Here is a 21,401-nt window from a genome sequence, read left to right on the forward strand (position 1 = left end):
TCACAGAACACAAGGAGGCAGCGAAATATCACATGGCGATGAGACGCTTCGACCCTCGGCAGGCCCAGCGGGGGCCGCAGATCCGCATCAACCAGCGCATCCGCGTCCCGGAGATCCGCGTCATCGGCGATGATGGCGAGATGCTCGGCATCATGCAGACCCACGAGGCGCTGCGCCGGGCACAGGAGAAGGGGCTCGACCTCGTCGAGGTCAACCCGAAGGCGGATCCTCCGGTCTGCAAGATCCTCGACTTCGGCAAGTACAAGTACGACGAGAAGAAGAAGGCCCGCGAGGCGAAGCGCAAGCAGAGTGTGGTGGAGATCAAGGAGATCAAGCTCCGTCCGAAGACGGATGACCATGATCTCGAGTTCAAGACCAGGGCTGCGCACCGGTTCCTCGGCGCAGGTCACAAGGTGAAGTTCACCGTGCGCTTCCGCGGCCGCGAGATCACGCACCCCGAGAAGGCGCAGGAGCAGCTCGACTGGATCGTCCAGCACTGCGAGGAGATCGCGAACGTCGAGGTGCGCCCGATGATGGAGCAGCGCACGATGACGCTGATGATGGCGCCCAAGCCCGCCATCCTGCAGAAGGTCGCCCAGGCTCGCGCCGCCGCCGAGAAGGCCCGCCAGAAGGCGCTCCAGGAAGGGCGCGCCGCTCCTTCCACGGCCGACGAGGAGGACGAGGAGATCGAGAAGCTCGAGCGGCAGCTCGAGGAGCAGGACGACGACGACGACGACGACGAGGCGGAGGGGAACGCCTAGGGCGCCGGGCGCACGACGACGCCGGCCGCGCCTGCAATGCGTGCAGCGCGGCCGTCGAGCGGGCGCCTCGGAGGCCGCCCGGCTGTTGCCGGGTCCGTCGGGATCAGTGCGGGATCAGGCCGCCGAGCCACGCGCCCGCGGCGAGGACCGCCAGCGCGACGACGAGCAGCACCGCCTTCACGGCGCCGCCGCCTGACCTGAACGCAGGCACCGGCTCCAGGTCCAGGTCGCGCGGCGGGGCCACGGCGAGCGGTGCCGCCACGGGCGGGGGCGGCGCAGGGCGCTGCGGCGCGGGCGCGAGCTGCGGGGAAGCCAGGGTCGGCTCGGCCCTCCTCTCGACCGGCCCGAGCGGCGGCTCCGCAGGCTGGAACGGCGCGCGCGGCGGCTCCGCAGGCTGGAACGGCGCGCGCGGCGGCTCCGCGGGCTGGAACGGCGCGCGCGGCGGCACGGCGGGCGCGACCGGCGCGCGCGGCGGCTCTGCAGCCGTGGACGGCGCGCGCGGCGGAACGGCCGGCAACGTCGCGGGGGGAGCGATCAGCTCCGGCTCCTCGAGCGCCGCCAGGTTGCCCGCCTCGACCGACACCGCGGCGAGGGACCGCCGCATGAGGTCCTCCCCAGGCGCCGAGACCTTGATCTCGTCGGCCCACTTGCCGATGTCCTCGAAGGCGGAGATCTTGAGCGGCTCGTTCAGCCGAGCGGTGCTCGGCGCCGCCTTGTCGTCCGGGAGCGACGTGAACTCGAGCAGGGTCTCCTCGATGAGCCTGTCGATGAACGACGCCTTCTCCGACGCGGGGGCGCGCCTGCGGAGCGCCATGGCGCTCCGGACGTGCTCGGCGATGTCGTAGGCGCTGACCGGCCGGCCGAACCTGTACAGAAAGGTCGTGAGATCGCGGCCGAACTCGCGCGCGGAGCTGTAGCGATCGCCAGGCTCGCGGGCCAGCGAGCGGGCGATGAGGCGATCGAGCTCGGGGGGGACCGCCTTGTTGCTCTCGGAGAGCGGCGGGATCTGCGCCTGCTGCACGAGCTTGACGGTCTGGTAGTCGGTGTCGCCGAGGAAGAGCCGCTTCCCGGCGAGCATCTCCCAGAGGATGGCGCCGACAGCGAAGATGTCGGTGCGGTGATCGACCTCCAGGCCCTGGGCGGCCTCGGGCGAGAGGTAGCTGAACTTGCCCTTGATGATTCCCGCCTCGCTCTTCTCGAGCTGGCTCGTCGCCTTGGCGAGGCCGAAGTCGACGATCTTCACCTCACCGTACTTGGTGATGAGCACGTTCGGAGGCGACATGTCCCGGTGCACGATCTTGAGCGGGTGCCCGTCGCTCGCCTTGAGCTCGTGGGCGTACGTGAGCCCCTCGCAGAGCTTCGCCGTGATGAACACGGCGGACTCGACAGGGAGGGTCCGGCCCGCCTTGCGCATCGACTCGAGGACGGCCTTCAGGTCGGCGCCGTCCACGTACTCCATCACGATGAAGTACGCGTTGTCGCCGACGCCGATGTCGAACACCTGCGCGACGTTGGAGTGGGAGAGGTGCGCAGACAGCCGCGCCTCGTCGAGGAACATGGCGATGAAGCGCTTCTTCTCGCTGAGGTGCGGGAGCACGCGCTTGATCGCGACCTGCTTCTTGAACCCCTCGATCCCCGCGCTCTCCGCGAGGAAGACCTCGGCCATGCCGCCCGAAGCGAGCCGCTCGACGACCCGGTAGCGCTGCTGCTGGTGGGCTTCCGTCATGCTCCGCCTAGTACATCACGTCCCACGCCATGCGCGGAAACAACCGGCTCGTCCCCGGGGGCCTCGCGCGCGCCGCGCGCGGCCGTTTGCTTTGTCACGAGCGCGTTCAAGCCCGCCGGACGCTCGCCCGGGCGCGGGATCGCGCGGGCAGCGCCGCGGCCACGCCCGGGAGACGGCGCCTGATCATCCCGTGAGCGCGCTCCTCGCGAACGCGCGAGGCGCAGGCGTGAGCGGCACCGCCACCGCGCGCGGGCGGCTCCTCGGCGCGACCGCGGCGCGCAGGCGCGGCGTCAGATCGAGCTGCGCGGCGGCCCGCTGGCGGCGGTCGTCGAGCTCCGCGGCGAGCATGTCCTTCACCATGTCGAGCAGCTCGGGCAAGCCCGAGAGGCGCAGCCCGATGTCGTTCGTCCAGAGGATGACCTCGAGCTCGCCGTCAGGCCCCCTCGCCTCCGGATCCCAGGCGAAGACGGTCTCGGCCGCCGCGTCGATGCCGAACGGCACGAGCGCGCTCCGCGCGCCGTGGCGGCGGCGCACCGTCGCCGGCGCGAGGTCGCGCTCGCCAGCGCCGCGCGTCCCCTCGCCCTCGCAGTGCTCGAGCACCATCCGCCCGACGTCCATGTACGAGCCGCGCGCGAGCGCGCGCACCCCGAGCAGGCTCGCGCCCTCGAACAGCTGCGGCCAGCCGTCGTGCCGCGAGAGCAGCTCCCGGTAGCTCGGCGGCAGCGGCATCCCGAGGCGACGCTCGACGCCGGCGATCGCTGCCTCGGACGCTCCCGCCGGGGGCGCGATCGGCATCCCCCGCCGCGGATCCATCCGCGCGAGCTCCAGCTTGAGCGCGCGGATGCGGTGCATCGACTCGAGCCACTCCATGCGCGCGACCCTACGCGCGGCGCGCCAGGAAAAGCAAAAAACGCGTGTCGCGCGCGCCGCGACGCCGGCGCGGCGCGCGCGACACGCGCGCTTGACAGTCATTTGCGTCAGCGGCACGGTGCTTGCGTGGCCGGCTTGCGCTCCTGGGCATCGCTCCGCACCACCTTCGTGGTGACGGGCATCACGTTCGTGTTCGTGTCGCTCGCGACCGCGTGCCTCGACTACGCGGGCGAGGAGCTGTTCGATCAGTGCGACACGCCCGCGGCGCCGCTGCCCGGCTCTGGATCCGGCTCGGGCGCGGTCGTCGACGCAGGCACCGGCGCGGAGCAGCCGGACTGCGGCGCGCCGACGCACGCGCCCGGATCGGGATCCGGCTCGGGGTCGTGAGGGGGGAGCGGCGCGACGTCGTCGCGCTCGCCGCGCTGGCCGCCGCCGCGCTCGCCTCCCGCCTGCTCTTCCGCGTCGACCACGACGAGGACATCGACGCGCTCCGGTTCGCGCTCGGCGTCGAGCGCTTCGACGTGGGCGAGCTCCGCCCGCACGCGCCCTACTACCCCGTGTTCATCGCCGCGGCGAAGGCGCTCGCGCAGCTCGGCGCGGCGCCGCGCGAGGCGCTCGCCCTCGTCAGCGCCGCGTCGGGCGCGGCCACCGTCGCCTTCACCGCCCTGCTCGCGCACGCCGTCGCCGGGCGACGCGCCGCTGTGTTCGCCGGGGCCCTCGCGCTCGCGTCGCCGTTCCTGTGGCTGTCGTCCGAGAAGCTCCTCAGCGACATGGCCGGCGCCGCCGTGACCACCGCGGCGCTCTGGCTCTGCGCGCGCGCTCGGCGCCTCCACCCCGCAGCGCGAGCCGGCTCCCCGGCGCCACCCGGAGCGGCGTCGCGCGTCGCGCGCATGCGCACGTGCGCGCTCGTGCTGCTCGGCGTCGGGCTCGGCGTCCGGCTCTCGTACTTCCCGTTCGCGCTCGCCTGCCTCGCGGTCATCGCCCGCGGCGAGGGCGGCCGCCTCGCGTGGCTCGCGCGCGGCCGCGACCTCGCGACCGGCGTGCTCGCGTGGCTCGTGCCGCTCGTGCTGATCGCGACGCCGCGCGATCTCGTCGCGACGACGTGGGTCCAGGGGCTCGGGCACTTCACCCGCTGGGGAGGGACGGCGATCACCGTCTCGTCGCCGCTCGATCGCCTCCACGGCGTCGTCTGGGGCCTCTGGGCCAACGGCCTCGGGGGGGCCTGGCCGGACGCGCCGGCGGTGCGGTGGCTCGGCGCGCCGCCCTTGCTTGCGCTCCTCGGCGCCGCGGCGCTCCTCGCCGTGCCCCTCCAGCGCGCGGCGCGCGCCGCGCGCGAGCAGCCCGAGCTCTGGGCCTCCGCGCTCGCCTATTTCCTCTGGGCGCTCCTCGGGCAGAACATCGCCTACAAGCCGCGGCACTGGCTCCCGCTCGTCCCGCTCCTCGTCGTCGCCCTCGCCGCCGGCGCCGCGTCGCTCTCGCCTGCGGTCCCGGCGGCGGCGCGCGCGCCGCGCCTGCGCGCGCTCCGGGCCGCGGCGCCCGCCGTCCTCGTCGCGGCGCTCGCGGCGGAGTGGCTGGCGGACGCGCTCTCCCTCGCGCGCCAGCACCGGGCGCCCTCGCCGGCGGCCGCGATCGTGGGCTTCCTCCGGGACGACGGCGCCGAGCAGCGCCCGGTGCTCACGCGCGACCTCGACCGGATGATCCAGGAGGGCGCGCCGGGCCGCCGGCCGGTGCGCGTCCGCAGCGACGAAGGCCTCGTCCGCGCCGTCGAGCAGGCCGGCCCCGGCGGCGCGCTCCTCACCAGCGAGGCGCTCTCGCGGGAGGCGCGCGACGCGCTCGTCGGCCGCGGCTACGCGATCTCGATCCGCTTCGCGCGCCCTCGCTCCCGCTACGTCGACGCGCTCTGGAGCGACCTCGCCCTGCTCGAAGCGGTGCCCGCTGCGCCGCCGGCCGGCCCTGCGCCGTCGCGCTCGCCGGGCGGCGCGCCCGCTCGCTGAAGCGGCGCGCCCGCTCGCTGAAGCGGCGCGCCCGCTCGCCGGGCGGCGCGCCCTCCCGCTGAAAACGATGTTGACCTCCCTTTTCAAGGGCGCGAAGACTCCCGCCCTGCCGAGCGCCTCGCCGGGCGCTCGGTCCCCCTCGATGAAAGCGATCTCGTCCCCGTGGCCTCGCCCTGCGGGCGCCGCCCTCAGCGCGTCGCTGCTGCTGTCCCTCGCCGCCGCCACCCCAGCGGCCGCGCAGCCCGCGGTGCCGCCTCCGCCAGCGGCGGCGCCGCAGCCCGCGGCCGCCCCTCAGCCCGCGCCGCCGCCTCCGCCAGCGCCGGCTCCTCAGCCTGCGGTGCCGCCCCCGCCAGCGGCGGCCCCTCAGCCCGCGACGCCGCCCCCGCCAGCGGCGGCCCCTCAGCCCGCGACGCCGCCCCCGCCAGCGCCGGCCGCGCAGCCCACGCCGGCCCCTCCGCCCGCCGCCGACGGCCCGGTCCTCGATCTCCCCCCCGAGCACGCCGAGCCGCCGCGCGAGGCGCAGGAGCCCGCCGTCAGCCTGGGCGCCGGCGAGGCCCCGGAGCACGAGCTCGCGCGCGGCCTGACCGAGCAGCGGTTCCGGAGCGCCGGGGCGAGCGCCAGCAACACCTCCATCGGCGGCTACGGCGAGGTGCAGGTCCGCGGCACCACCACGGGCCGCGAGGGCGAGCGCGCGTGGGTCGCCGACATCCCCCGGCTCGTGCTCTTCGTGGCGCACGAGTTCACGAGCGACATCCGCTCCTACGTCGAGCTCGAGGTGGAGCACTCGCTCTCCTGCGCGAGCTGCCCCGGCGCCGCGGAGCTCGAGCAGGCCTACCTCGAGTGGAACGTCTCGGGCCGCTCGCTCGGCCTGCGCGCGGGCCTCGTGCTCGTCCCCATGGGGATCATCAACCAGTGGCACGAGCCGCCGGTGTTCCAGGGCGTCGTCCGGCCCAAGGTGGACACCGTCGTCATCCCCTCCACGTGGCGCGAGATCGCGATCGGCGCCTTCGGCCAGCCGCTCGACTGGCTGCGCTTCGAGGCCTACGCGATGACCGGCCTCGATCCGCTCGGCTTCCGCGCGGGCGGCCTCGCCGGCGGGCGCCAGAACGGCGGGCTCGCCCGCGCCAACGCGTGGGCTCTCGTCGCGCGCGTCGAGGCGGAGCCGCTGCTCGGCGTCATCGCCGGCGCCTCGGTGTACGCGAGCGACGCAGGCCCGAACGGCGACGGCGAGTTCTTCCTCCGCGACGGCACCCCGGTGCACCTCACGATCCCGGTGATCGGCTGGTCGCTCGACGCGCGCTGGCGCCGGAGCGGCCTCGAGGCGCGGGCGCTCTTTGCCGAGTGGCACCTCCCCGAGGCGCGCGCCCTCATGGTCTCGTTCAACGAGAGCGGCGCGCCCAACTTCATCGACCCCACGAGCCCCGTCGCCGCCCGGATCCGCGGCGGCTACGTCGAGGCCGCCTACGACGTGCTCCGCCCGCTCGGCCTCGGCCACGAGCTCCTGCCTTTCGCGCGCCTCGAGGCGTACGACACGCAGTCCGCGGTGCCCGAGGGCTACGCGGCGAACGCCTCGTACGACGTCCGCGAGCTCACGCTCGGGGCCTCGTACCGCCCGACCCAGGGCGTCGTGGTGAAGGCCGACTACCAGCTGCGCGATCGCGCGCTCGGCTTCGACCAGACGCAGCTCAACCTCGGGCTCGGGTTCATGTACTGAGCGCGCCGATCGAGGGCTCACCATGTCACTCCGCCCAGACGCCGCGGGGCCCGAGCGCCTCGTCGTCGGCGCCGGCATCTCCGGCCTGTACGCCGCCCTGCTGCTCGCGCGGGCCGGCCGGCGCGTGCGCCTCCTGGAGCGCGCGGCGCGCCCCGGCGGGCTCGCGGGCGCCGAGGTGTTCCGCGGGCTGCCGTGCGATCTCGGGTCGCACCGGCTCCACCCGGCCGCCCTCGAGCAGCCGCTCTTCCGCGAGGTGCACGCGCGCTCCCCGTTCCTCACGCGCCCGCGGCGCGGGGTGCTCGTGCTCGGCGGGCGCCACGTCCCCTACCCTCCGAGCGCGCCCTCGCTGCTGCGCGCGCTCGGCCTCCGCGCCGGCGCCGCGATGAGCCTCGGCTTCGCGGCGCAGCGCGGCCGCCGCGCGGCCTTCGCCCGCTGGGAGCACGACCGCGCGATCGCGGGCGAGGACGTCGGCTTCGAGCGGTTCGTGCGCGATCGCGTCGGGGCGGCGGCGTACGCGGCGTTCTACAGGCCGTACGCCGAGAAGGTCTGGGGCATCCCGCCGTCCGAGCTGTCCCAGACCGTGGCGAAGAAGCGGATCAGCACGACAAGGCCGCTCGCGCTCTTCAGGGGGCTCGCCCGCGCGCGCGGCGGCGCGGCCGCGGATCTCGCGCGGTTCGTCTACCCGCCGGGCGGCATCTCGTCGATCATCGCGTACCTCGAGGCGCGGCTCGCCGAGTCCGGCGTCAGGGCCGAGTGCGGGGCCGCCTTCGACCTCGCCGCGGCGGGCGCGCGCGCCGGCGCGGCGCCCGCCCTGTTCGCGGGCGATCTCGTCGACCTCGTGCCCGACGCGCGGCTCGAGCACCGCGGTCTCTACCTCGTCTACCTCGCCTACCCGCGCGCGCGGCTCGGCGCGCCGGAGACGTACTACTGTCCCGACCCGCGCTTCTGGTTCGGCCGCGTCTCCGAGCTGCAGAACTACGCGCCCGATCTCCGCCGCCCGGGCGAGACGGTGCTCTGCGTCGAGATCCCCGAGGGCGCCTGGGGCCGCGGGCGCGACTTCGCCGTGGGCCAGCCGCTGGAGGCGCTGCTCGATCAGCTCGTGCGCGCGGGCATCGCCCCGCCCGGCGTCGCGCCGATCGAGGCCCGGCAGCGCTTCGTGCCAGGCGTGTACCCGCTCTACCGGCGCGGCTGGCTGCGCGACTGGCGCGCGGCCATGCGCCGCGCCGCCGCGCTCGGCGTGCTCCCCTTCGGGCGCCAGGCGCTCTTCCTGCACTGCAACCTGGACCACTGCGCCGCGATCGCGGCCGACGCGGTGGCGCACGTCGAGGCCGGCCGCAGCCCGGAGGCGTGGGTGCTGGACGCCGAGCGCTACCTCGACGTGCAGGTGCGCGACTGAGGCGCGCGCGCCACGGACGCGCCACGGACACTGACGCCGCGGATCCGCGGCCCGAACCGCGTTGACTTTGACTTTCATGAGTGACAGTTTCGTCGGAGCTTCGATGCGTTCTTCCTGTTTCCGCACTGTCCACTTCACCGCCGCCGGGGCGCTCGCGCTCCTGCTCGCGGCGCTCCCTGCCCACGGCGCGACGTACTGGACGGTCCCGGCCGTCCTGAAGAGCTTCTTCGCGAGCTCGAAGAAGGTCGGGTACCGCAAGGTCGTCCTGAGCGACGCGGAGGCGCAGGACATCGGCAAGCGCATCGGCGCGCCGGTCAAGCGCGAGTGGGTGGTGTACGTCGCGGAGTCCGACGGCAAGGCCGACGGCTACGCGATCAAGGATGAAGAGAAGGGGATGCACGAGCCGATCGACTTCGCCGTGAAGTTCTCGACGGCCGGCGCGGTGGAGCGGATCGAGATCCTGGAGTACCGCGAGGCGTACGGCGACGAGGTCCGCGGCGATCGCTTCCGCGCCCAGTTCCAGGGCAAGACGGCGAGCGACCCGATCACCGCGGGCAAGGACATCGACATCGTGTCGGGCGCGTCCATCTCGTCCCGCTCCGTGGCGCTCGGCGTGAAGCGCGACGCGCTCGTCCTCCAGCTGGCGCTGAAGCGCGGCGGGCTGTGAGGGACTTCTCCGCGGCGGCGGGGCGGCTGCGGTCGCTCTCGCTGGGCGCGAAGCTGCTGTACTCGGCGTTCACCGTCGCGTCGCTCATCGGGCTGCTCGTGTCGTGGCGCCTCTACGGGGCGATGGTCCAGGACGCGGGGGCCGCCGGGTATTACGCGGGCGCGCCGGCGATCGCGCCGCCGCCTGCCCCGACGGAGGCGCCCGCGGCGGCCGGCGGGCCGGCGCTCGACCTCGGCCCGGAGCTCGAGCTCCCCGCGACGCAGGAGGCGCCGCGGGTCCTCGTCGAGCAGATCTCCGAGCGGAAGCTGCTCGAGGTGACGCACTTCCACCTCTTCTCGGTGCCGGTCTACGTGCTGATCCTCGCGCACCTCTGGCTGCTGGCGCGGCTGCCGTCGTGGCTGCACACCGCGGGCGTCGTGGCGGCGGTCGCCGCGAGCGGGCTGCACATCGCGGCGCCGTGGCTCATCCGGGGCGCGCCCGGCGCCGCGGCGCTGATGCCGATCTCCGGCGTGGCCATGCTGCTGTCGCTCGGCGCGATGGCGGTCGTCTCGACCGTGGACATGTGGCTGCCGAGGCGGTCGCGGCGGGGCGAGGCGGCGCCGCCCGCGGAGACGGACTAGGACGCCGCCACACGGCGGCAGGACGCCGGCGCGGCGCCAGCAGGGTTACCTCCTTCGTGCGTCTCACGAGGTTTCCTCCTTGTGCTCCTCATGAGCGGGTTCGGAGGGGCCCTGAGCCAGAGGACGCCAGATCGGGAGTTACCGGCGGACAGAGGAGCTCCGCGCTAGAACGGGGAGCTCACCACCTCTGTACCAGCGGACCGGTGGAGGTCGGGGCGCGTGGCTCAGGGCCCCTGCCGAAACCCACTGGAAGGAGTAAACACCGCGCTTCGCGTGTCAACGCCCGCGCGGCGCGGCCTCGTCACCGCTTCGCGTTCGCGCTCCGCCTGAGCCAGCGGGACGTGAGCGACCAGGCGAGCTCGAGCACGTCCTTGCTCTCGAACGGCTTGCTCAGGAGCCGCAGCTCGGGCCGCTTCAGCCGCCGGATCACGTCGTGCCACGAGTAGTCCGAGTAGGCGCTGCAGATCACGGCCTCGATGTCCGGACACTCGCACCAGATCCGCTCGATCGTCTCGATGCCGTCCCAGCCCGACGGCATCCGCATGTCCACGAACATCAGGGCATAGGGGCGGCCGCTCCGCTGCATCCGCCGGACCTTGTCGAAGCCCTCCTGGCCCTGGCAGGCGCCGTCCACCTGGAACGTGGTCCTCGCGGTCGCCGCGGGCGCCCCGAAGATCGCCGCGTCGAGCGCGTCGAGGTCCGACGCTGCCCCGGAGTCCGGACAGAGGAGCTTCTGGAAGTCGCGGTGGATGCCGGGGTTGTCGTCGATGACGAGGACCCTGCGGACCTCACCCCCTCGCGCGCCTTCAGGTACCGTCCACGAGGCGGCGGGCGGCTGCGACAGGAAGCGCGACGGCCCCCCCTGGGTGGCCGTCGCCTTCGTCTGACCGAGGAGCTTGTCGTTGCTGTTCACCATTCGAGAACCCCGCCTTTGCTCGATGCAAGCATGTCAATCCAAGCGAACGTCTGACCGTGAAGAAGAGCATGGATCCCGGCGAGACGGCGGAGCTCTTCCAGAACAGCCGCATGTCACGGCGCGGCAGCGCGCTCGCCGGATGGGAGCAGCGTCGCGCTCGTGCTCTTCGCCCTCGTCGTCGTTGACTCCCTACGACTGCCCCATGGACACGAGGCCTCGCGCGCCCGCGCAACGACGGCCCGCGCGGCCGGGCAGAGGCCGCCCGCCGCGATCCGCTCGACCGGATCGCGCGTGCCCCAGCCACGGACAGAGAAACGGCGCCGCCTGACAAGCCTCACCCCCACCTCCACGCAGTCGCTCCGACAAGCAATGGCGTCGCTGCCGCTGTGCGGAATTTCGTTAGTAAAGAAGTTTTTATTTTGAAGCAAGTCCGTTTCGAACACGACACAGGGCCGCTCGCTTACCACAGTGGCCTGCCGTGATGCCCTGTTGAACGACCCGGCGAGGCTCGGCCCTCGGTCACGCCGCGCCACGCGCCACCTACAGGGATCGTGACAGGAGCGTTCCGACCCGAACGGAGAGAACGCACCTCATCGCGCCAGGGGCGAGCACGTCAGAGAGGGTGAGATGAGCCGGCGCGCCCAGGCGCGGGCCGCCGGCGGGGGGCGCGGCGCGGCGAGGTGCTCGGGCCGCGCCTCGCCGCGTCGCAGGGGGGCCTCCGGGCTACGCGTGGCGCTCGGGGACGAGCCAGAGCACCGCGAGCGGCGGGAGCGTCAGCACGATGGATTGCGGGAAGCCGTGGCAGGGGACGTCCTCGACCTGGACACGGCCCATGTTGCCCACGCCGCTGCCGCCGTACTCGGCCGCGTCGGTGTTGAGCACCTCCAGGTAGGCGCCGGCCGGCGGGACGCCGATGCGGTACTGGTGGCGCGGGACCGGCGTGAAGTTGCCGACGAACACGACGTGCACGCCCGAGGGCGCCATCTGGTCTCCGGCGCCGTCCCCGTAGCGGATGAACGAGATCACGGTCTGCATCGTGTCGGTGCAGTCGATCCACCGGAAGCCGTGGTGCTCGTCGTCGAGCTCGTACATCGCCGGGTACTTCTTGTAGAGCGCGTTGATGTCCGTGAGCAGCCGCTTCAGCCCGGCGTGGGCAGGGACCGAGAGCAGGCCCCAGTCGAGCTCCGTCTTCTCGCTCCACTCGGCGAACTGGCCGATCTCGCCGCCCATGAAGAGCAGCTTCTTGCCCGGGTGCGCCCACATGAAGCCGTAGAGCACGCGCAGGTTCGCCAGCATCTGCCAGTAGTCGCCGGGCATCTTCGAGAGCAGCGCTCGCTTGAGGTGGACGACCTCGTCGTGGCTCAGCGGCAGCAGGAACTTCTCGGAGAAGGCGTAGATGAGCCCGAACGTGAGCTGGTGGTAGTGGAAGGCGCGGTGGATGGGCTCGTGCTTGAAGAAGTCGAGCGTGTCGTGCATCCACCCCATGTTCCACTTGAAGTCGAAGCCGAGCCCGCCGACGTACGTCGCGTGGGTCACCGACGGCCACGCGGTCGACTCCTCCGCGCACAGCATCGCGCCCGGGAAGCGCTCGTGCACCCGGTTCGACAGCTCGCGGATGAACTCGATGGCCTCGATGTTCTCGCGGCCGCCGTACCGGTTCGGCACCCAGTCGCCGCCCTGCGCGGCGTAGTCGAGGTAGAGCATCGAGGCGACAGCGTCGACGCGCAGGCCGTCGATGTGGAACTCGTCGAGCCAGTAGAGGGCGTTGGCGACGAGGAAGTTTCGCACCTCGTGCCGGCCGTAGTTGAAGATGTAGGTGTTCCACTCGCGGTGCTCGCCGAGCCGCGGATCGAGGTGCTCGTAGAGCGCCGTGCCGTCGAACCGACCGAGCGCCCACGCGTCCTTCGGGAAGTGCGCCGGGGTCCAGTCGAGGAGCACGCCGATCCCCTTCTGGTGACACCGGTCGACGAAGTAGCGGAAGTCGTCGGGATCGCCGTAGCGGCTGGTCGGGGCGTAGTAGCCCGCCACCTGGTAGCCCCACGAGCCGTCGAACGGGTGCTCCATGACCGGCATCAGCTCGATGTGCGTGAAGCCGAGCTCGGCCACGTACTCGACGAGGTGATCGGCGAGCTCGCGGTAGGTCATCCAGCGCGTCCCGTGCTCGTACGGCGGGCCCTCGCCCTGCACGCGGCGCCAGGAGCCGGGGTGGACCTCGTAGATCGCCATCGGCTTCTTGCGGGAGTCGACCTGGCCGCGCTCCCGCATCCACGCGCCGTCCTGGAACGTGTAGCGGCTCGTGGTGACCCGCGACGCGGTGGCCGGCCTGAGCTCCATCGCCTTGCCGAGCGGATCGCTCTTCACCGTGATGTGACCCGCCGGGGTCTTGATCTCGTACTTGTAGAGCGCGCCCTCGCCGACGCCGGGGAGGAAGAGCTCCCAGAAGCCCTCGCCCATCCGGCGCATGGCGTGGCGGCGGCCGTCCCAGTGGTTGAAGTCGCCGACGACGCTCACGCGCCGCGCGTTCGGGGCCCAGACCGCGAACGCCGTGCCGGCGACGCCGTCCACCTCGCGCACGTGCGCGCCGAGGACGCGGTAGAGCTCCCAGTGCCTCCCCTCGGCGAGGAGGTGAAGGTCGATGTCGCCGAGCGTGGGCGGCATGCTGTACGGATCCAGCTCGACCGAGGCGTTCCCGTCCGGAAAGCGCACGTCGAGCTGGTACTTGAAGCGGCCTTCCTTCGGGTAGGACACGCCGGGGAAGCGCGCCTCGAAGAGGCCCGCGGGGTCCACGCGCTCCATCGGCAGCTTCGGAAGCGACCGGTCACCCGGGAGCACCGTGATCTCGGTGGCGTCCGGACGAAAGACGCGGACCACCAGGTCGTCTTCCTCTTCGTGGGGGCCGAGCACATGGTGCGGATCCGGATGCTCGACGGCCGTGATGAGATCGACTTCTCGTTGTTCCAACATGTCGGGGTCTGCCTATACCGGCTCCTCTGGCGGACGTCATGTCGAGAGTCCGCCCGAGACGCCGACCAGGCTCACCCCGACCTACCGGCGCAGCCCTCGCCGCGGATCGCCCTGGCGCCGCCGCGAGCGCAGGCCCCCCTGGCGCTGCCGCGATGTGCTCACCATTTGTCCGCAGCGCAACAGCGGACGTCTGGGGCCGATTCCGCGCGCATTTGCCGGGAAACAGGGCAAATGCTCATTTGCTGTACCTGCGCGGGAGGGGTAGGGTCCCGGCGCCGAGCAGCGAACCGCGGGGCCGTCCGGCCACGACGCGGGGCTCGGCAGCGGAGGGATCGAACATGGGTCAGGTGGTGAGCGAACGCTCGATCGGGGGCAACGGCAGCGGTCCTGGCGTGAACGGGCACGGGGGCGACACGATCCGGAGCTACGCGCCTGCGACCGGGGAGCTGCTCGGGGAGGTCCCGAACACGAGCGCCGAGGAGGTGCGGGCCGCGGTCGCCCGGGCGCGGCGCGCGCAGGAGGCCTGGGGCGCGCTGCCCGTCGAGGAGCGCAGCCAGCGGCTCCTCCGCTTCCGTGACGCCATCGTCGATCGGGCCGACGAGATCGTCGATCTGCTGTCGCGCGAGTGCGGCAAGCCGCGGCACGAGGCGCTCCTCCACGAGGTCCTGGTGGCGGCCGACATGGCGACGTACTTCGCGGACATCGCGCCGAAGGCGCTCGATCCGCGCGAGATCAAGCTCCACCTCTTCAAGCACCGGCGCAGCTGGATCCACTACGCCCCGCGCGGCGTCGTCGGCGTGATCTCGCCGTGGAACTTCCCGTTCCAGCTGGCGCTGCGCGACGTGCTCGCGGCGATCATCGCCGGCAACGCCGCCGTGCTCAAGCCGAGCGAGGTGACGCCGCTCATCGCCCTCAAGCAGAAGGAGGTCTGGGACGGCGCGGGCATGCCGGAGGATCTCTTCCAGGTCGTCACCGGCTACGGGCCGACCGGCGCGGCGCTCATCGACAGCGGCATCCAGATGCTCCTGTTCACGGGCAGCGTCAGCACGGGCAAGCGGGTCGCCGCCGCGTGCGGGGAGCGCCTCATCCCGTGCGTGATGGAGCTCGGCGGCAAGGCGCCGCTCATCGCGTGCGCGGACGCGGACATCGAGCGCACGGCGCAGGCGATCGTGTTCGGCGGCTTCGCGAACGCGGGGCAGGTCTGCGTCGCGGTGGAGCGGGTCTACGCGCACCGCGAGATCCACGACCGCCTGCTCGAGCGCACGATCGAGATCACGAAGGGGCTGAACCAGGGCGATCCGGGCAAGGAGTTCGTCGACGTCGGGGCGATCATCTTCCCGCCGCAGATCGACGTGGCCGAGCGGCACATCAAGGACGCGGTCGAGAAGGGCGCGAGCGTGAAGGCGGGCGGCAAGCGCGTGCCCGGGCCGGGCCAGTTCTTCGAGCCGACGATCCTCGCCGGCTGCGATCACGCGATGACGGTGATGAACGAGGAGATCTTCGGGCCGGTCGTGCCGTTCATGCAGGTCGCCACCGAGGAGGAGGCGATCCGCCTCGCGAACGAGTCGCACCTCGGGCTGAACGCGTACGTCTTCTCGGAGGACACGGATCACGCCCGGCGGCTGGCCGAGCGCCTGCAGGTCGGCAGCGTGCTGGTCAACGACGTGCTCCTGAACGGCGCCCTCCCCGACGCGCCGTTCGGCGGCATCAAGCAGAGCGGCTTCGGCCGGGTGATGGGCGAGGACGGGATCCGGCAGATGTGCGACGTGAAGCACATCAACGCGGACCGCGTCGCGCTCGGGTCGAAGGACCCGACGTGGTTCCCCTACACCGAGGCGTCGTACGGCTGGTTCAAGAAGGGCATGCGCGCGCTCTACTCGAGCGGGAGCTTCCTCCGGCGCATCGGCGAGCTGTTCTAGAGCGGCGGGCACCCGCTTCGGATACGGGCCCATCTCGACGTTTTCGGTGCTCAGCGCACAGGAGTGCGCTTGCGCGCCGAAAACGCCGATCTGGGCCCGTCTCCTGTGCGGGTGACCGCCGCTCTGTGTCGCATGTACCAGACGCGGCCGGGCACCGCTCTGGAACGTGGCCTTCGCGTGGTGGGCCGCTTGCTACGTCGCCCAGAGCGCGGAGCGGTCCAGCTCGATGGCCTCGAACGGCTCGATGCGCACCCGGGCGGCCTCCCGGTGTGTCCCCACCGGGACGCAGGCACGCCGGGAGAGCGCGTAGACCTCGAGCGTCCGCTTGATGGGATCGACGAGCCACACGTGCCGCACGCCCTCGCGCCCGTAGACGGGGATCTTCACCGTGCGGTCGTGCTCCTCGGTCGACGGGCTCAGGACCTCGCAGACCCAGTCCGGCGCGAGCGGGAAGTAGGAGGTGTCCGGCAGCTCGGGCATGCGCTCCCGCCGCCAGCCCGCGAGGTCCGGCACCACGATGTCGTCGTCGCCAGGTGACGCCGGGTCCGGAAAGTGGAGCTCGGGCTCGTCGAGGATCCACCGGCCACCGGGGCCGCCGCGGCCTCGCTGGAAGGGGCCGCCGATCTCGATCCCCAGAACCGAGCTCGCGTTCGCGTGCCTCGGCGCAGGGCGCGGGAAGACGTACAGCTCGCCGCCGATGAGCTCCGCGACCTTGGTCGGCGGGACCGCTTCGAGGTCGGCGTAGGTCGCGCGGCGGCGCTTCTCAGCGGGCTGCCCCATGGCCAACAGCGTAGCCGAGTGGTCCAGAGGGTACCAAGGGACCCTCTGGACCACCGACACCGCCGCGCGTCGTGAAACCAGCCCAGGTTCATTCGCCCTCGGTCGGCGGCGTCGAGGGGTGGCGACGGCAGCCCTTGAGCTCGTGCCAGACGCGCCCCTTGCTCCCCTCGCCCCTTCCGATCCACGCTGCATCCGTGGCTACCCGCCCCGATGCCTCGCCGAGCAACCCCATCCTCGCGGCCATCGACCGCGCGCCGCGTGTGCAGAGGCTCACGCCGGAGCAGCGCGCCGAGCTCGAGCACGACCTCGCCGACATCGCGGCGGGCCGAGCGCGCCTCGTCGCTCACGAGGATCTGCCGCAGGCCCTGGAGGAGCTGGCCCGCGAGCAGGACGGATGAGCTTCCGCGTCGTCTGGAACTTCCCCGCCCCGGTGACGTTCTACAGCCTGCCGCGGCCTACTCGAGGACGGCGTGGTACCGCCCGCTGGGCGTGACGATGACGTGGGCCTGGAGCGGGACGTGCAGCTCATGGGAGAGGTGGCGCAGCTCCTGGGTCATCTCATGGTCCTCCCCGGTCGGCGTCGGATCGCCGCTCGGGTGGTTGTGGGCCAGGACGAAGCGGATGGCTGCCATGTCCAGCGCCGCGCGCAGGATGGTTGAGCGGCCTGCGTAGAGGGCGTCGTCGACGCCTCGGGCGAGCATGCGCATCTCGCGCACGCGGCCGTGGCTGTCGAGCGCCGCGATCCAGAGCTCCTCGTGGACGAGGGGAGCGAGCCTCGGGCCGAAGTAACGCGCCACGCGAGCGGCGTCGGTGAGGAGCGCGCCCCGGCGAGCGCGCGCGGCGTGGGCGCGGCGGCCGAGCTCGAAGGCCGCGGCGAGCCGGGTCGCGTCGAGGAGCGCGATCTGGGTTCGCTCGGCGAGCGCCGCGGGAGAGAGGCGACCGAGGGACGGGAGGGCGGCCGTGCCGAGGATGCGCGGCCCGACAGCCGGGATGCCGAGCACCATCTCGATCAGGCCGGCCTCGGTCGCGGTCGGGATCTCGGCCGCCGTCTCGGCGGGGGCGTCGACGGGGGCGCTGCTCATCGGGGCCACCTCCGCCTGCGCGTGAGGGCCCGGGCGAAGAGACGCCGCGCGAGGCGGAGCCGCGTGGCCACCGTCGGCCTCGGGATCGCGAGCGCTGCGGCGATCTCGCGCATCGTCAGGCCGGTGGCGGTGAGCGCCAGGACCTCGCGGAGCTCCGGGCGGAGACGGTGGAAGGCACGGAGCAGCCCGCGCGCCATGAGGCGCGGCTCCGGAGAGTGCGCAGCGAACGCCGCGAGACGGTGAGGCTCGACCGCGGCCACCTCACGCCGGCGGTGCGCCTTGTCGCGGTGGTGCGAAGCCTGCCGCAAGGCGACCGCGACCAGCCACGCGCGCAAGGCGTCGCCCGGCGGCTGATCGGGGGACGGCCGGAAGCGGCCGGCGCGCATGCTGCACCAGGCGCCGAGCACGGTCTCCTGCGTGACGTCGTCGAGATCCGCGGCGCGAACGCCGCGGGCGCGCAACGTGCTGCGGATGAGCGGGCGCTGTTCGAGGAGCGCGGCGGCTTCGAGGTAGACGGCGGGGTGAGCTGGCTGGTGATCGGGCTCGGGCGGGCGGGCGAGCCGGCTGCGAGCAGAGGGACGCAGGCGGCGGCGTGAGGGCGGATCGATCTCTTGGCCCTGTTCGGGGCGTGGACGTACCGTTTCCATGTCGGACCTCGTTCGTGCGGGGTTCGGCCACGCTGCCCGGACGGTTGGCGCCGTCGCGGGCAGCACTTGCTTGTGGGGAGCTTAGGTGCCGGAGCGCGGGTGCGGCAACCCAAATGAGACATATGAGATACTATTCCAGTTCGCGCGAGAGTCGACGCCTTCGCCATGCCTGATGCTCGGCTGGAGGAGGTGCTCGGCTTCATCGGGGCCAACATCCGCCGGATCCGTCTGAAGCGCGGCATGACGCAGCAAGAGCTCGCCAGCGCAGCCGGAATCGCCCTCGGCTTTCTGCAGAAGGTCGAGCGCGCCAAATCCAACGTCGGGGTGGGCGTCCTTGTGAGGCTGGCCGACGTGCTCGGCGTCCGGCCTGGGGCGTTGTTCCGCCAGCGGGAGCTACCGCCGGTGAAGCGGGGCCGGCCACGCAAGGCGCGACCCCGCGAGCCGTGATCCCGCACCTGGGGCAAGCGCCTCAAAGCCGCCCCACGCAGCGCCGGTATCCAGCGCCCCGCGTGCACTGAGACGAGTCGCTTTAGACCGGCGCGGGCTCGATCGCTTTGGGCTCGGCCGGCTTGGTCTCGATGGGCGCGGGCTCGGTCGGTTTGGGCTCGACCGGCGCCGTCTCCTCCGGCGCGGCGGCGCTGCCGCGGCGCTTCGGGCGGAGCCTCCGCAGGGCGTTGCGGAACGAGGCGGCACTGAAGCGGCGCTTCGCCTCCGGCATATCCCAGCAGGCGTTGACGCCGGCGGCGCGCGCCTCGTACCCGAGCAGCGTCGCGTAGGTGACGATGGAGTTGCGGAGCGCCATCGCCTCTTCGCGGTTCCGCAGGCCGAGGATGCCGAGCAGGTCGCGGCCGCTCACCTCGTCGAGCAGGACGCTGCCTTCGCGCAGGAAGTCGTCGGTAAGGCCGACCGGAGCCAGGCGGGCCTGGTGCTGTTTGGCGAGCCGGAGGAGCATGCCGAGGTCGCTGACCTCCTCGTCGAGGGTGCCGCTCGTGTTCACGTCGGCGAACTGCTCCGCGACGTCCGGTTCGAAGACGAACGCCTGATCGGCGAACGCCTTGAGCCGCGCGCGCCAGGGCCGGCTCGCCTTGAGCACCTGCTCGATCGACCGCACCTGGTAGGCGCCGGTGCGCTTGCCCTCGCCGAACCAGAGGTTCGCGGTGTCGAGGAGCTGGATGGCGCCGCGGAGCAGCGCGCGGCGCTCGGGGCCGTACGCCTTGCTCGCGAGCGACGCCTCGTACTGGACGACCGACAGGTAGAGATCCCGCAGCTCCGTGAGGGTGGTCGAGATGGGCTGGCTCGGCTCCATGACCTCGCGGACGATGCGGTCCAGCTCGGGGCGCGCCTGCTCGAGGAGCGCCTGAAACTCCGCGGGGGTGCCGACCGCGCGGGTCTCCTTCAGGACTGCGTGCTGCTCTTGTGAGAGTTCGATTCCCATAACCTACCTCCTGGTGGGGTGGTGGCCAGTGTGGACGTGGTGGCCAGCGGGCGGTCGTAGCACGACAGCAGAGCTCGGCGCGGCCCAGCGGGCCCTGGATCCCTGGAAAGCATGGTTGCGTCGCCGGGGAGCTGGGCCAGCGCTTCGGGGACGCGGCCCGGCGGAGCTGGGGAGCGGGATCAGCGGGTCGGGGAGCGCGGCCAGCGCGGCGGGGCAGCTGCGCCAGCAGCGCGAAGGAGCCATACCAGCACGGCGGGGCAGCTACACCAGCAGGTTGGAGGAGCGGTACCAGCAGCGCGGGGAGCGCGGCCAGCAGCGCGGGGGAGCTGCACCGGCGGGTGCTGACAACGGCTCCGGACGTGCTGGCGAGCGTCCACGACCTGCGGCGAGGGGCGGGTGCGCCGGCCGGAGGCCCTGTTCGGAGCCGGAGGGGGTGCGAAGGCGGCGCCATCACGGCCTCAGCAGCCTGAGCTGGCCCTCGTCGACGCGCTCCGACGGTGAGCGCTGGTCGGGGCACCGAGGCGCCGCGTGCTCCTCGAAACCAGGTGCCGCGCGCTCGACACACAGCGCGGAGGTCCTGTAGCCTCTTCAGTACGAAAGGGGCAGTCCATGAGGGAGGCGCTCGCATCACATGTCCATCGCGTCCGTGAGTTGGCAGAGCACGTCAAGGGCAATGAACAGGCCACGAAGCAGAGCTTGATCGGGCCGTTATTCACTCTTCTTGGTTACGATCTGACCGACCCTCGCCAGTGCCTTCCCGAGTATCGCGTCGACTTCGGTAAGGACCGCTCGGTCAAGCCGATTGACTGGGCATTCCTGCAGAACGGACGCCCCATCTTCTTCGTAGAAGCCAAAGAAGCGGGACGGAAGCTCGCCGGCTTCGACGAGCAGCTGGCGGATTATTTCGCGAAAGCCCCTGAGGCGAAGCTCGGAATCCTGACGAACGGCATCCAGTGGCGCTTCTTCACCGATATCGTGAACGAAAATGTGATGGACAGAGAGCCGTTCGTGCAGTGGGACGTTCTGGCCGACGACCAGCCGCCGATCGACTTCCTCACAGTGCTCCAGAAGTCCGAGTACAACGCTGGCCTCCTCCGGGCGTTCGCCCAGCGGACCCGCCAGCAGAACCTTCTTGTTCAGGAGCTGGCCAGGCTCCTCGAGCCGGCGCCGGAGTTCACGAAGCTCGCCATCGCAAGGATCGAGACGAGGAACCTGACCGCTGCGGTGGTCGAGAGCTGGAAGCCGATCGTGGCCAATGCCATCAGTGAATGGGCCAAGCAGCGCGCGCTGGCATCGGTTCTGGAGGCCCAGGCTCGCATCAGCGCTCCTCCCGAGGAGCCGCAGGCCCCCAAGGTGGAAACGACGCAGGAAGAGCTCAATGCCTTCGCGAAGGCTCAGCGCCTGCTCGGGCCCGAACGGCCGATCGCTTACGAAGACACCGTATCCTATCTGAAGATACATCTTCAGGAGAGGCGGACGGCGGTGTTCTGCAGGCTGCTGGCCGGCCGCAAGAAGCCGTGCATCTGGGTACCTCTGCCGAGCGAAAGGGTGGTCCCCCTTGCTGCGTCGCTTCCGGTCACCATCCCCCAGCTCGGCTGGTCGTGCGTGACGATGGAGTCGATCGAAGACATCGACAAGCTGGGCGAGCTGCTGCGCACCTCTCACGAGCACGTGAGAGGTGCGCTGAGAGGCAAGGCTGCCGAGCCCGGCGACGGCGGCGGGACAGCCGTCTAGACCCACGCTCGCGCTCCTTCGGCCTCGGCCTCCACCAGCTTCAGGCCGCGCCCTCCCGGCCGTTCGCTGCTGTGAGGCGCGAGCGCTGCGCCCGGCCGTGCTGCTACAGTCGCGGCGTGGCGCGCTGGTTCAACATCGCTGGGCCTTGCAAGCCGGAGATCCACTACATGCTGCCG

The 21,401-nt window shown here is 72.2% G+C and carries 19 protein-coding genes; 11 read left to right on the plus strand and 8 right to left on the minus strand.

Going from position 1 to position 21,401, the window contains the following annotated elements; translation table 11 throughout:
• Positions 1-32 precede the first annotated feature (32 nt).
• The gene (infC, locus tag WME89_RS28335) at positions 33-761 is read left to right on the plus strand and encodes a translation initiation factor IF-3 (protein ID WP_437617735.1); all 729 of its coding nucleotides are present in this window, start codon (positions 33-35) and stop codon (positions 759-761) included.
• 103 nt (positions 762-864) lie between these two features.
• Here infC and WME89_RS28340 read toward each other — a convergent pair whose 3' ends face one another.
• Together WME89_RS28340 and WME89_RS28345 are read right to left on the minus strand one after the other, a co-directional pair.
• Positions 865-2,487 carry a serine/threonine protein kinase gene (locus WME89_RS28340; protein ID WP_438002813.1) on the minus strand — a complete coding sequence of 541 codons (1,623 nt, stop codon included), beginning with the start codon at positions 2,485-2,487 and terminating at the stop codon, positions 865-867.
• Between the two features lie 183 nt (positions 2,488-2,670).
• A complete protein-coding gene (locus WME89_RS28345; RefSeq protein WP_438002814.1) occupies positions 2,671-3,357 on the minus strand; it encodes an SMI1/KNR4 family protein in 687 nt (228 codons plus the stop codon).
• Positions 3,358-3,483: 126 nt separating this feature from the next.
• On the opposite strand from WME89_RS28345, the gene WME89_RS28350 reads away from it, so the two are divergent.
• From WME89_RS28350 to WME89_RS28375, 6 genes are all read left to right on the plus strand, one after another.
• On the plus strand, positions 3,484-3,744 hold the full coding sequence (locus WME89_RS28350; protein ID WP_437617739.1) for a hypothetical protein: 261 nt from the start codon (positions 3,484-3,486) through the stop codon (positions 3,742-3,744).
• A complete protein-coding gene (locus tag WME89_RS28355; RefSeq protein WP_438002815.1) occupies positions 3,741-5,351 on the plus strand; it encodes a hypothetical protein in 1,611 nt (536 codons plus the stop codon). The genes WME89_RS28350 and WME89_RS28355 overlap by 4 nt, the downstream gene beginning before the upstream one ends.
• Positions 5,352-5,493: 142 nt before the next feature.
• A complete protein-coding gene (locus WME89_RS28360; protein ID WP_438002816.1) occupies positions 5,494-7,065 on the plus strand; it encodes a hypothetical protein in 1,572 nt (523 codons plus the stop codon).
• A gap of 22 nt (positions 7,066-7,087) precedes the next feature.
• Positions 7,088-8,461, plus strand: coding sequence for a protoporphyrinogen/coproporphyrinogen oxidase (locus tag WME89_RS28365; RefSeq protein WP_438002817.1), 1,374 nt, complete (start codon positions 7,088-7,090; stop codon positions 8,459-8,461).
• Positions 8,462-8,564: 103 nt separating this feature from the next.
• Positions 8,565-9,128, plus strand: coding sequence for an FMN-binding protein (locus WME89_RS28370; protein ID WP_438002818.1), 564 nt, complete (start codon positions 8,565-8,567; stop codon positions 9,126-9,128).
• Positions 9,125-9,748 carry a hypothetical protein gene (locus tag WME89_RS28375; RefSeq protein ID WP_438002819.1) on the plus strand — a complete coding sequence of 208 codons (624 nt, stop codon included), beginning with the start codon at positions 9,125-9,127 and terminating at the stop codon, positions 9,746-9,748. The genes WME89_RS28370 and WME89_RS28375 overlap by 4 nt, the downstream gene beginning before the upstream one ends.
• A 301-nt stretch (positions 9,749-10,049) precedes the next feature.
• On the opposite strand, the gene WME89_RS28380 is transcribed toward WME89_RS28375, so the two are convergent.
• Positions 10,050-10,664: a response regulator gene (locus WME89_RS28380; protein ID WP_438002820.1), complete on the minus strand. Its 615-nt coding sequence runs from the start codon at positions 10,662-10,664 to the stop codon at positions 10,050-10,052.
• A gap of 723 nt (positions 10,665-11,387) precedes the next feature.
• Positions 11,388-13,628, minus strand: coding sequence for a 1,4-alpha-glucan branching protein GlgB (gene glgB / locus WME89_RS28385; RefSeq protein WP_438002821.1), 2,241 nt, complete (start codon positions 13,626-13,628; stop codon positions 11,388-11,390).
• A 350-nt stretch (positions 13,629-13,978) separates the two neighbouring features.
• Between glgB and WME89_RS28390 the strand changes: the two genes are divergently transcribed.
• Complete coding sequence (locus WME89_RS28390; RefSeq protein WP_438002822.1) at positions 13,979-15,547, plus strand: aldehyde dehydrogenase family protein; 1,569 nt, start codon at positions 13,979-13,981, stop codon at positions 15,545-15,547.
• 192 nt (positions 15,548-15,739) lie between these two features.
• Here WME89_RS28390 and WME89_RS28395 read toward each other — a convergent pair whose 3' ends face one another.
• Positions 15,740-16,327: a Uma2 family endonuclease gene (locus WME89_RS28395; protein WP_438002823.1), complete on the minus strand. Its 588-nt coding sequence runs from the start codon at positions 16,325-16,327 to the stop codon at positions 15,740-15,742.
• Positions 16,328-16,521: 194 nt separating this feature from the next.
• Here WME89_RS28395 and WME89_RS28400 point away from each other — a divergent pair, with 194 nt between their 5' ends.
• A complete protein-coding gene (locus tag WME89_RS28400) occupies positions 16,522-16,725 on the plus strand; it encodes a hypothetical protein (RefSeq protein ID WP_438002824.1) in 204 nt (67 codons plus the stop codon).
• Between the two features lie 57 nt (positions 16,726-16,782).
• Here the strand turns inward: WME89_RS28400 and WME89_RS28405 are convergent, their stop codons facing one another.
• Both WME89_RS28405 and WME89_RS28410 read right to left on the minus strand, forming a co-directional pair.
• Positions 16,783-17,409: a JAB domain-containing protein gene (locus tag WME89_RS28405; RefSeq protein ID WP_438002825.1), complete on the minus strand. Its 627-nt coding sequence runs from the start codon at positions 17,407-17,409 to the stop codon at positions 16,783-16,785.
• A complete protein-coding gene (locus WME89_RS28410; RefSeq protein WP_438002826.1) occupies positions 17,406-18,056 on the minus strand; it encodes an RNA polymerase sigma factor in 651 nt (216 codons plus the stop codon). The genes WME89_RS28405 and WME89_RS28410 overlap by 4 nt, the downstream gene beginning before the upstream one ends.
• A gap of 165 nt (positions 18,057-18,221) precedes the next feature.
• On the opposite strand from WME89_RS28410, the gene WME89_RS28415 reads away from it, so the two are divergent.
• Positions 18,222-18,503 (plus strand): helix-turn-helix domain-containing protein, encoded by a 282-nt coding sequence (locus WME89_RS28415; RefSeq protein WP_438002827.1) that lies wholly within the window; start codon positions 18,222-18,224, stop codon positions 18,501-18,503.
• Positions 18,504-18,585: 82 nt separating this feature from the next.
• On the opposite strand, the gene WME89_RS28420 is transcribed toward WME89_RS28415, so the two are convergent.
• A complete protein-coding gene (locus WME89_RS28420; RefSeq protein WP_438002828.1) occupies positions 18,586-19,491 on the minus strand; it encodes a hypothetical protein in 906 nt (301 codons plus the stop codon).
• Positions 19,492-20,100: 609 nt separating this feature from the next.
• On the opposite strand from WME89_RS28420, the gene WME89_RS28425 reads away from it, so the two are divergent.
• Entirely contained in the window at positions 20,101-21,225 is a 1,125-nt protein-coding gene (locus WME89_RS28425; RefSeq protein WP_438002829.1) for a type I restriction endonuclease, read from the plus strand.
• Positions 21,226-21,401: the final 176 nt, after the last annotated feature.

This window comes from Sorangium sp. So ce321 (assembly GCF_051530195.1).
Classification (GTDB): Bacteria; Myxococcota_A; Polyangia; order Polyangiales; family Polyangiaceae; genus Sorangium.

Excerpts from the sequence above, each read along its gene's own strand:
- WME89_RS28365 (WP_438002817.1), top strand. The coding sequence starts at position 7,088 with ATGTCACTCCGCCCAGACGCCGCGGGGCCCGAGCGCCTCGTCGTCGGC.
- WME89_RS28395 (WP_438002823.1), bottom strand. The coding sequence starts at position 16,327 with ATGGGGCAGCCCGCTGAGAAGCGCCGCCGCGCGACCTACGCCGACCTC.
- WME89_RS28405 (WP_438002825.1), bottom strand. The coding sequence starts at position 17,409 with ATGAGCAGCGCCCCCGTCGACGCCCCCGCCGAGACGGCGGCCGAGATC.
- glgB (WP_438002821.1), bottom strand. The coding sequence starts at position 13,628 with ATGTTGGAACAACGAGAAGTCGATCTCATCACGGCCGTCGAGCATCCG.
- WME89_RS28370 (WP_438002818.1), top strand. The coding sequence starts at position 8,565 with ATGCGTTCTTCCTGTTTCCGCACTGTCCACTTCACCGCCGCCGGGGCG.
- WME89_RS28410 (WP_438002826.1), bottom strand. The coding sequence starts at position 18,056 with ATGGAAACGGTACGTCCACGCCCCGAACAGGGCCAAGAGATCGATCCG.
- WME89_RS28420 (WP_438002828.1), bottom strand. The coding sequence starts at position 19,491 with ATGGGAATCGAACTCTCACAAGAGCAGCACGCAGTCCTGAAGGAGACC.
- WME89_RS28415 (WP_438002827.1), top strand. The coding sequence starts at position 18,222 with ATGCCTGATGCTCGGCTGGAGGAGGTGCTCGGCTTCATCGGGGCCAAC.
- infC (WP_437617735.1), top strand. The coding sequence starts at position 33 with ATGGCGATGAGACGCTTCGACCCTCGGCAGGCCCAGCGGGGGCCGCAG.
- WME89_RS28425 (WP_438002829.1), top strand. The coding sequence starts at position 20,101 with ATGAGGGAGGCGCTCGCATCACATGTCCATCGCGTCCGTGAGTTGGCA.
- WME89_RS28340 (WP_438002813.1), bottom strand. The coding sequence starts at position 2,487 with ATGACGGAAGCCCACCAGCAGCAGCGCTACCGGGTCGTCGAGCGGCTC.
- WME89_RS28360 (WP_438002816.1), top strand. The coding sequence starts at position 5,494 with ATGAAAGCGATCTCGTCCCCGTGGCCTCGCCCTGCGGGCGCCGCCCTC.
- WME89_RS28380 (WP_438002820.1), bottom strand. The coding sequence starts at position 10,664 with ATGGTGAACAGCAACGACAAGCTCCTCGGTCAGACGAAGGCGACGGCC.
- WME89_RS28345 (WP_438002814.1), bottom strand. The coding sequence starts at position 3,357 with ATGGAGTGGCTCGAGTCGATGCACCGCATCCGCGCGCTCAAGCTGGAG.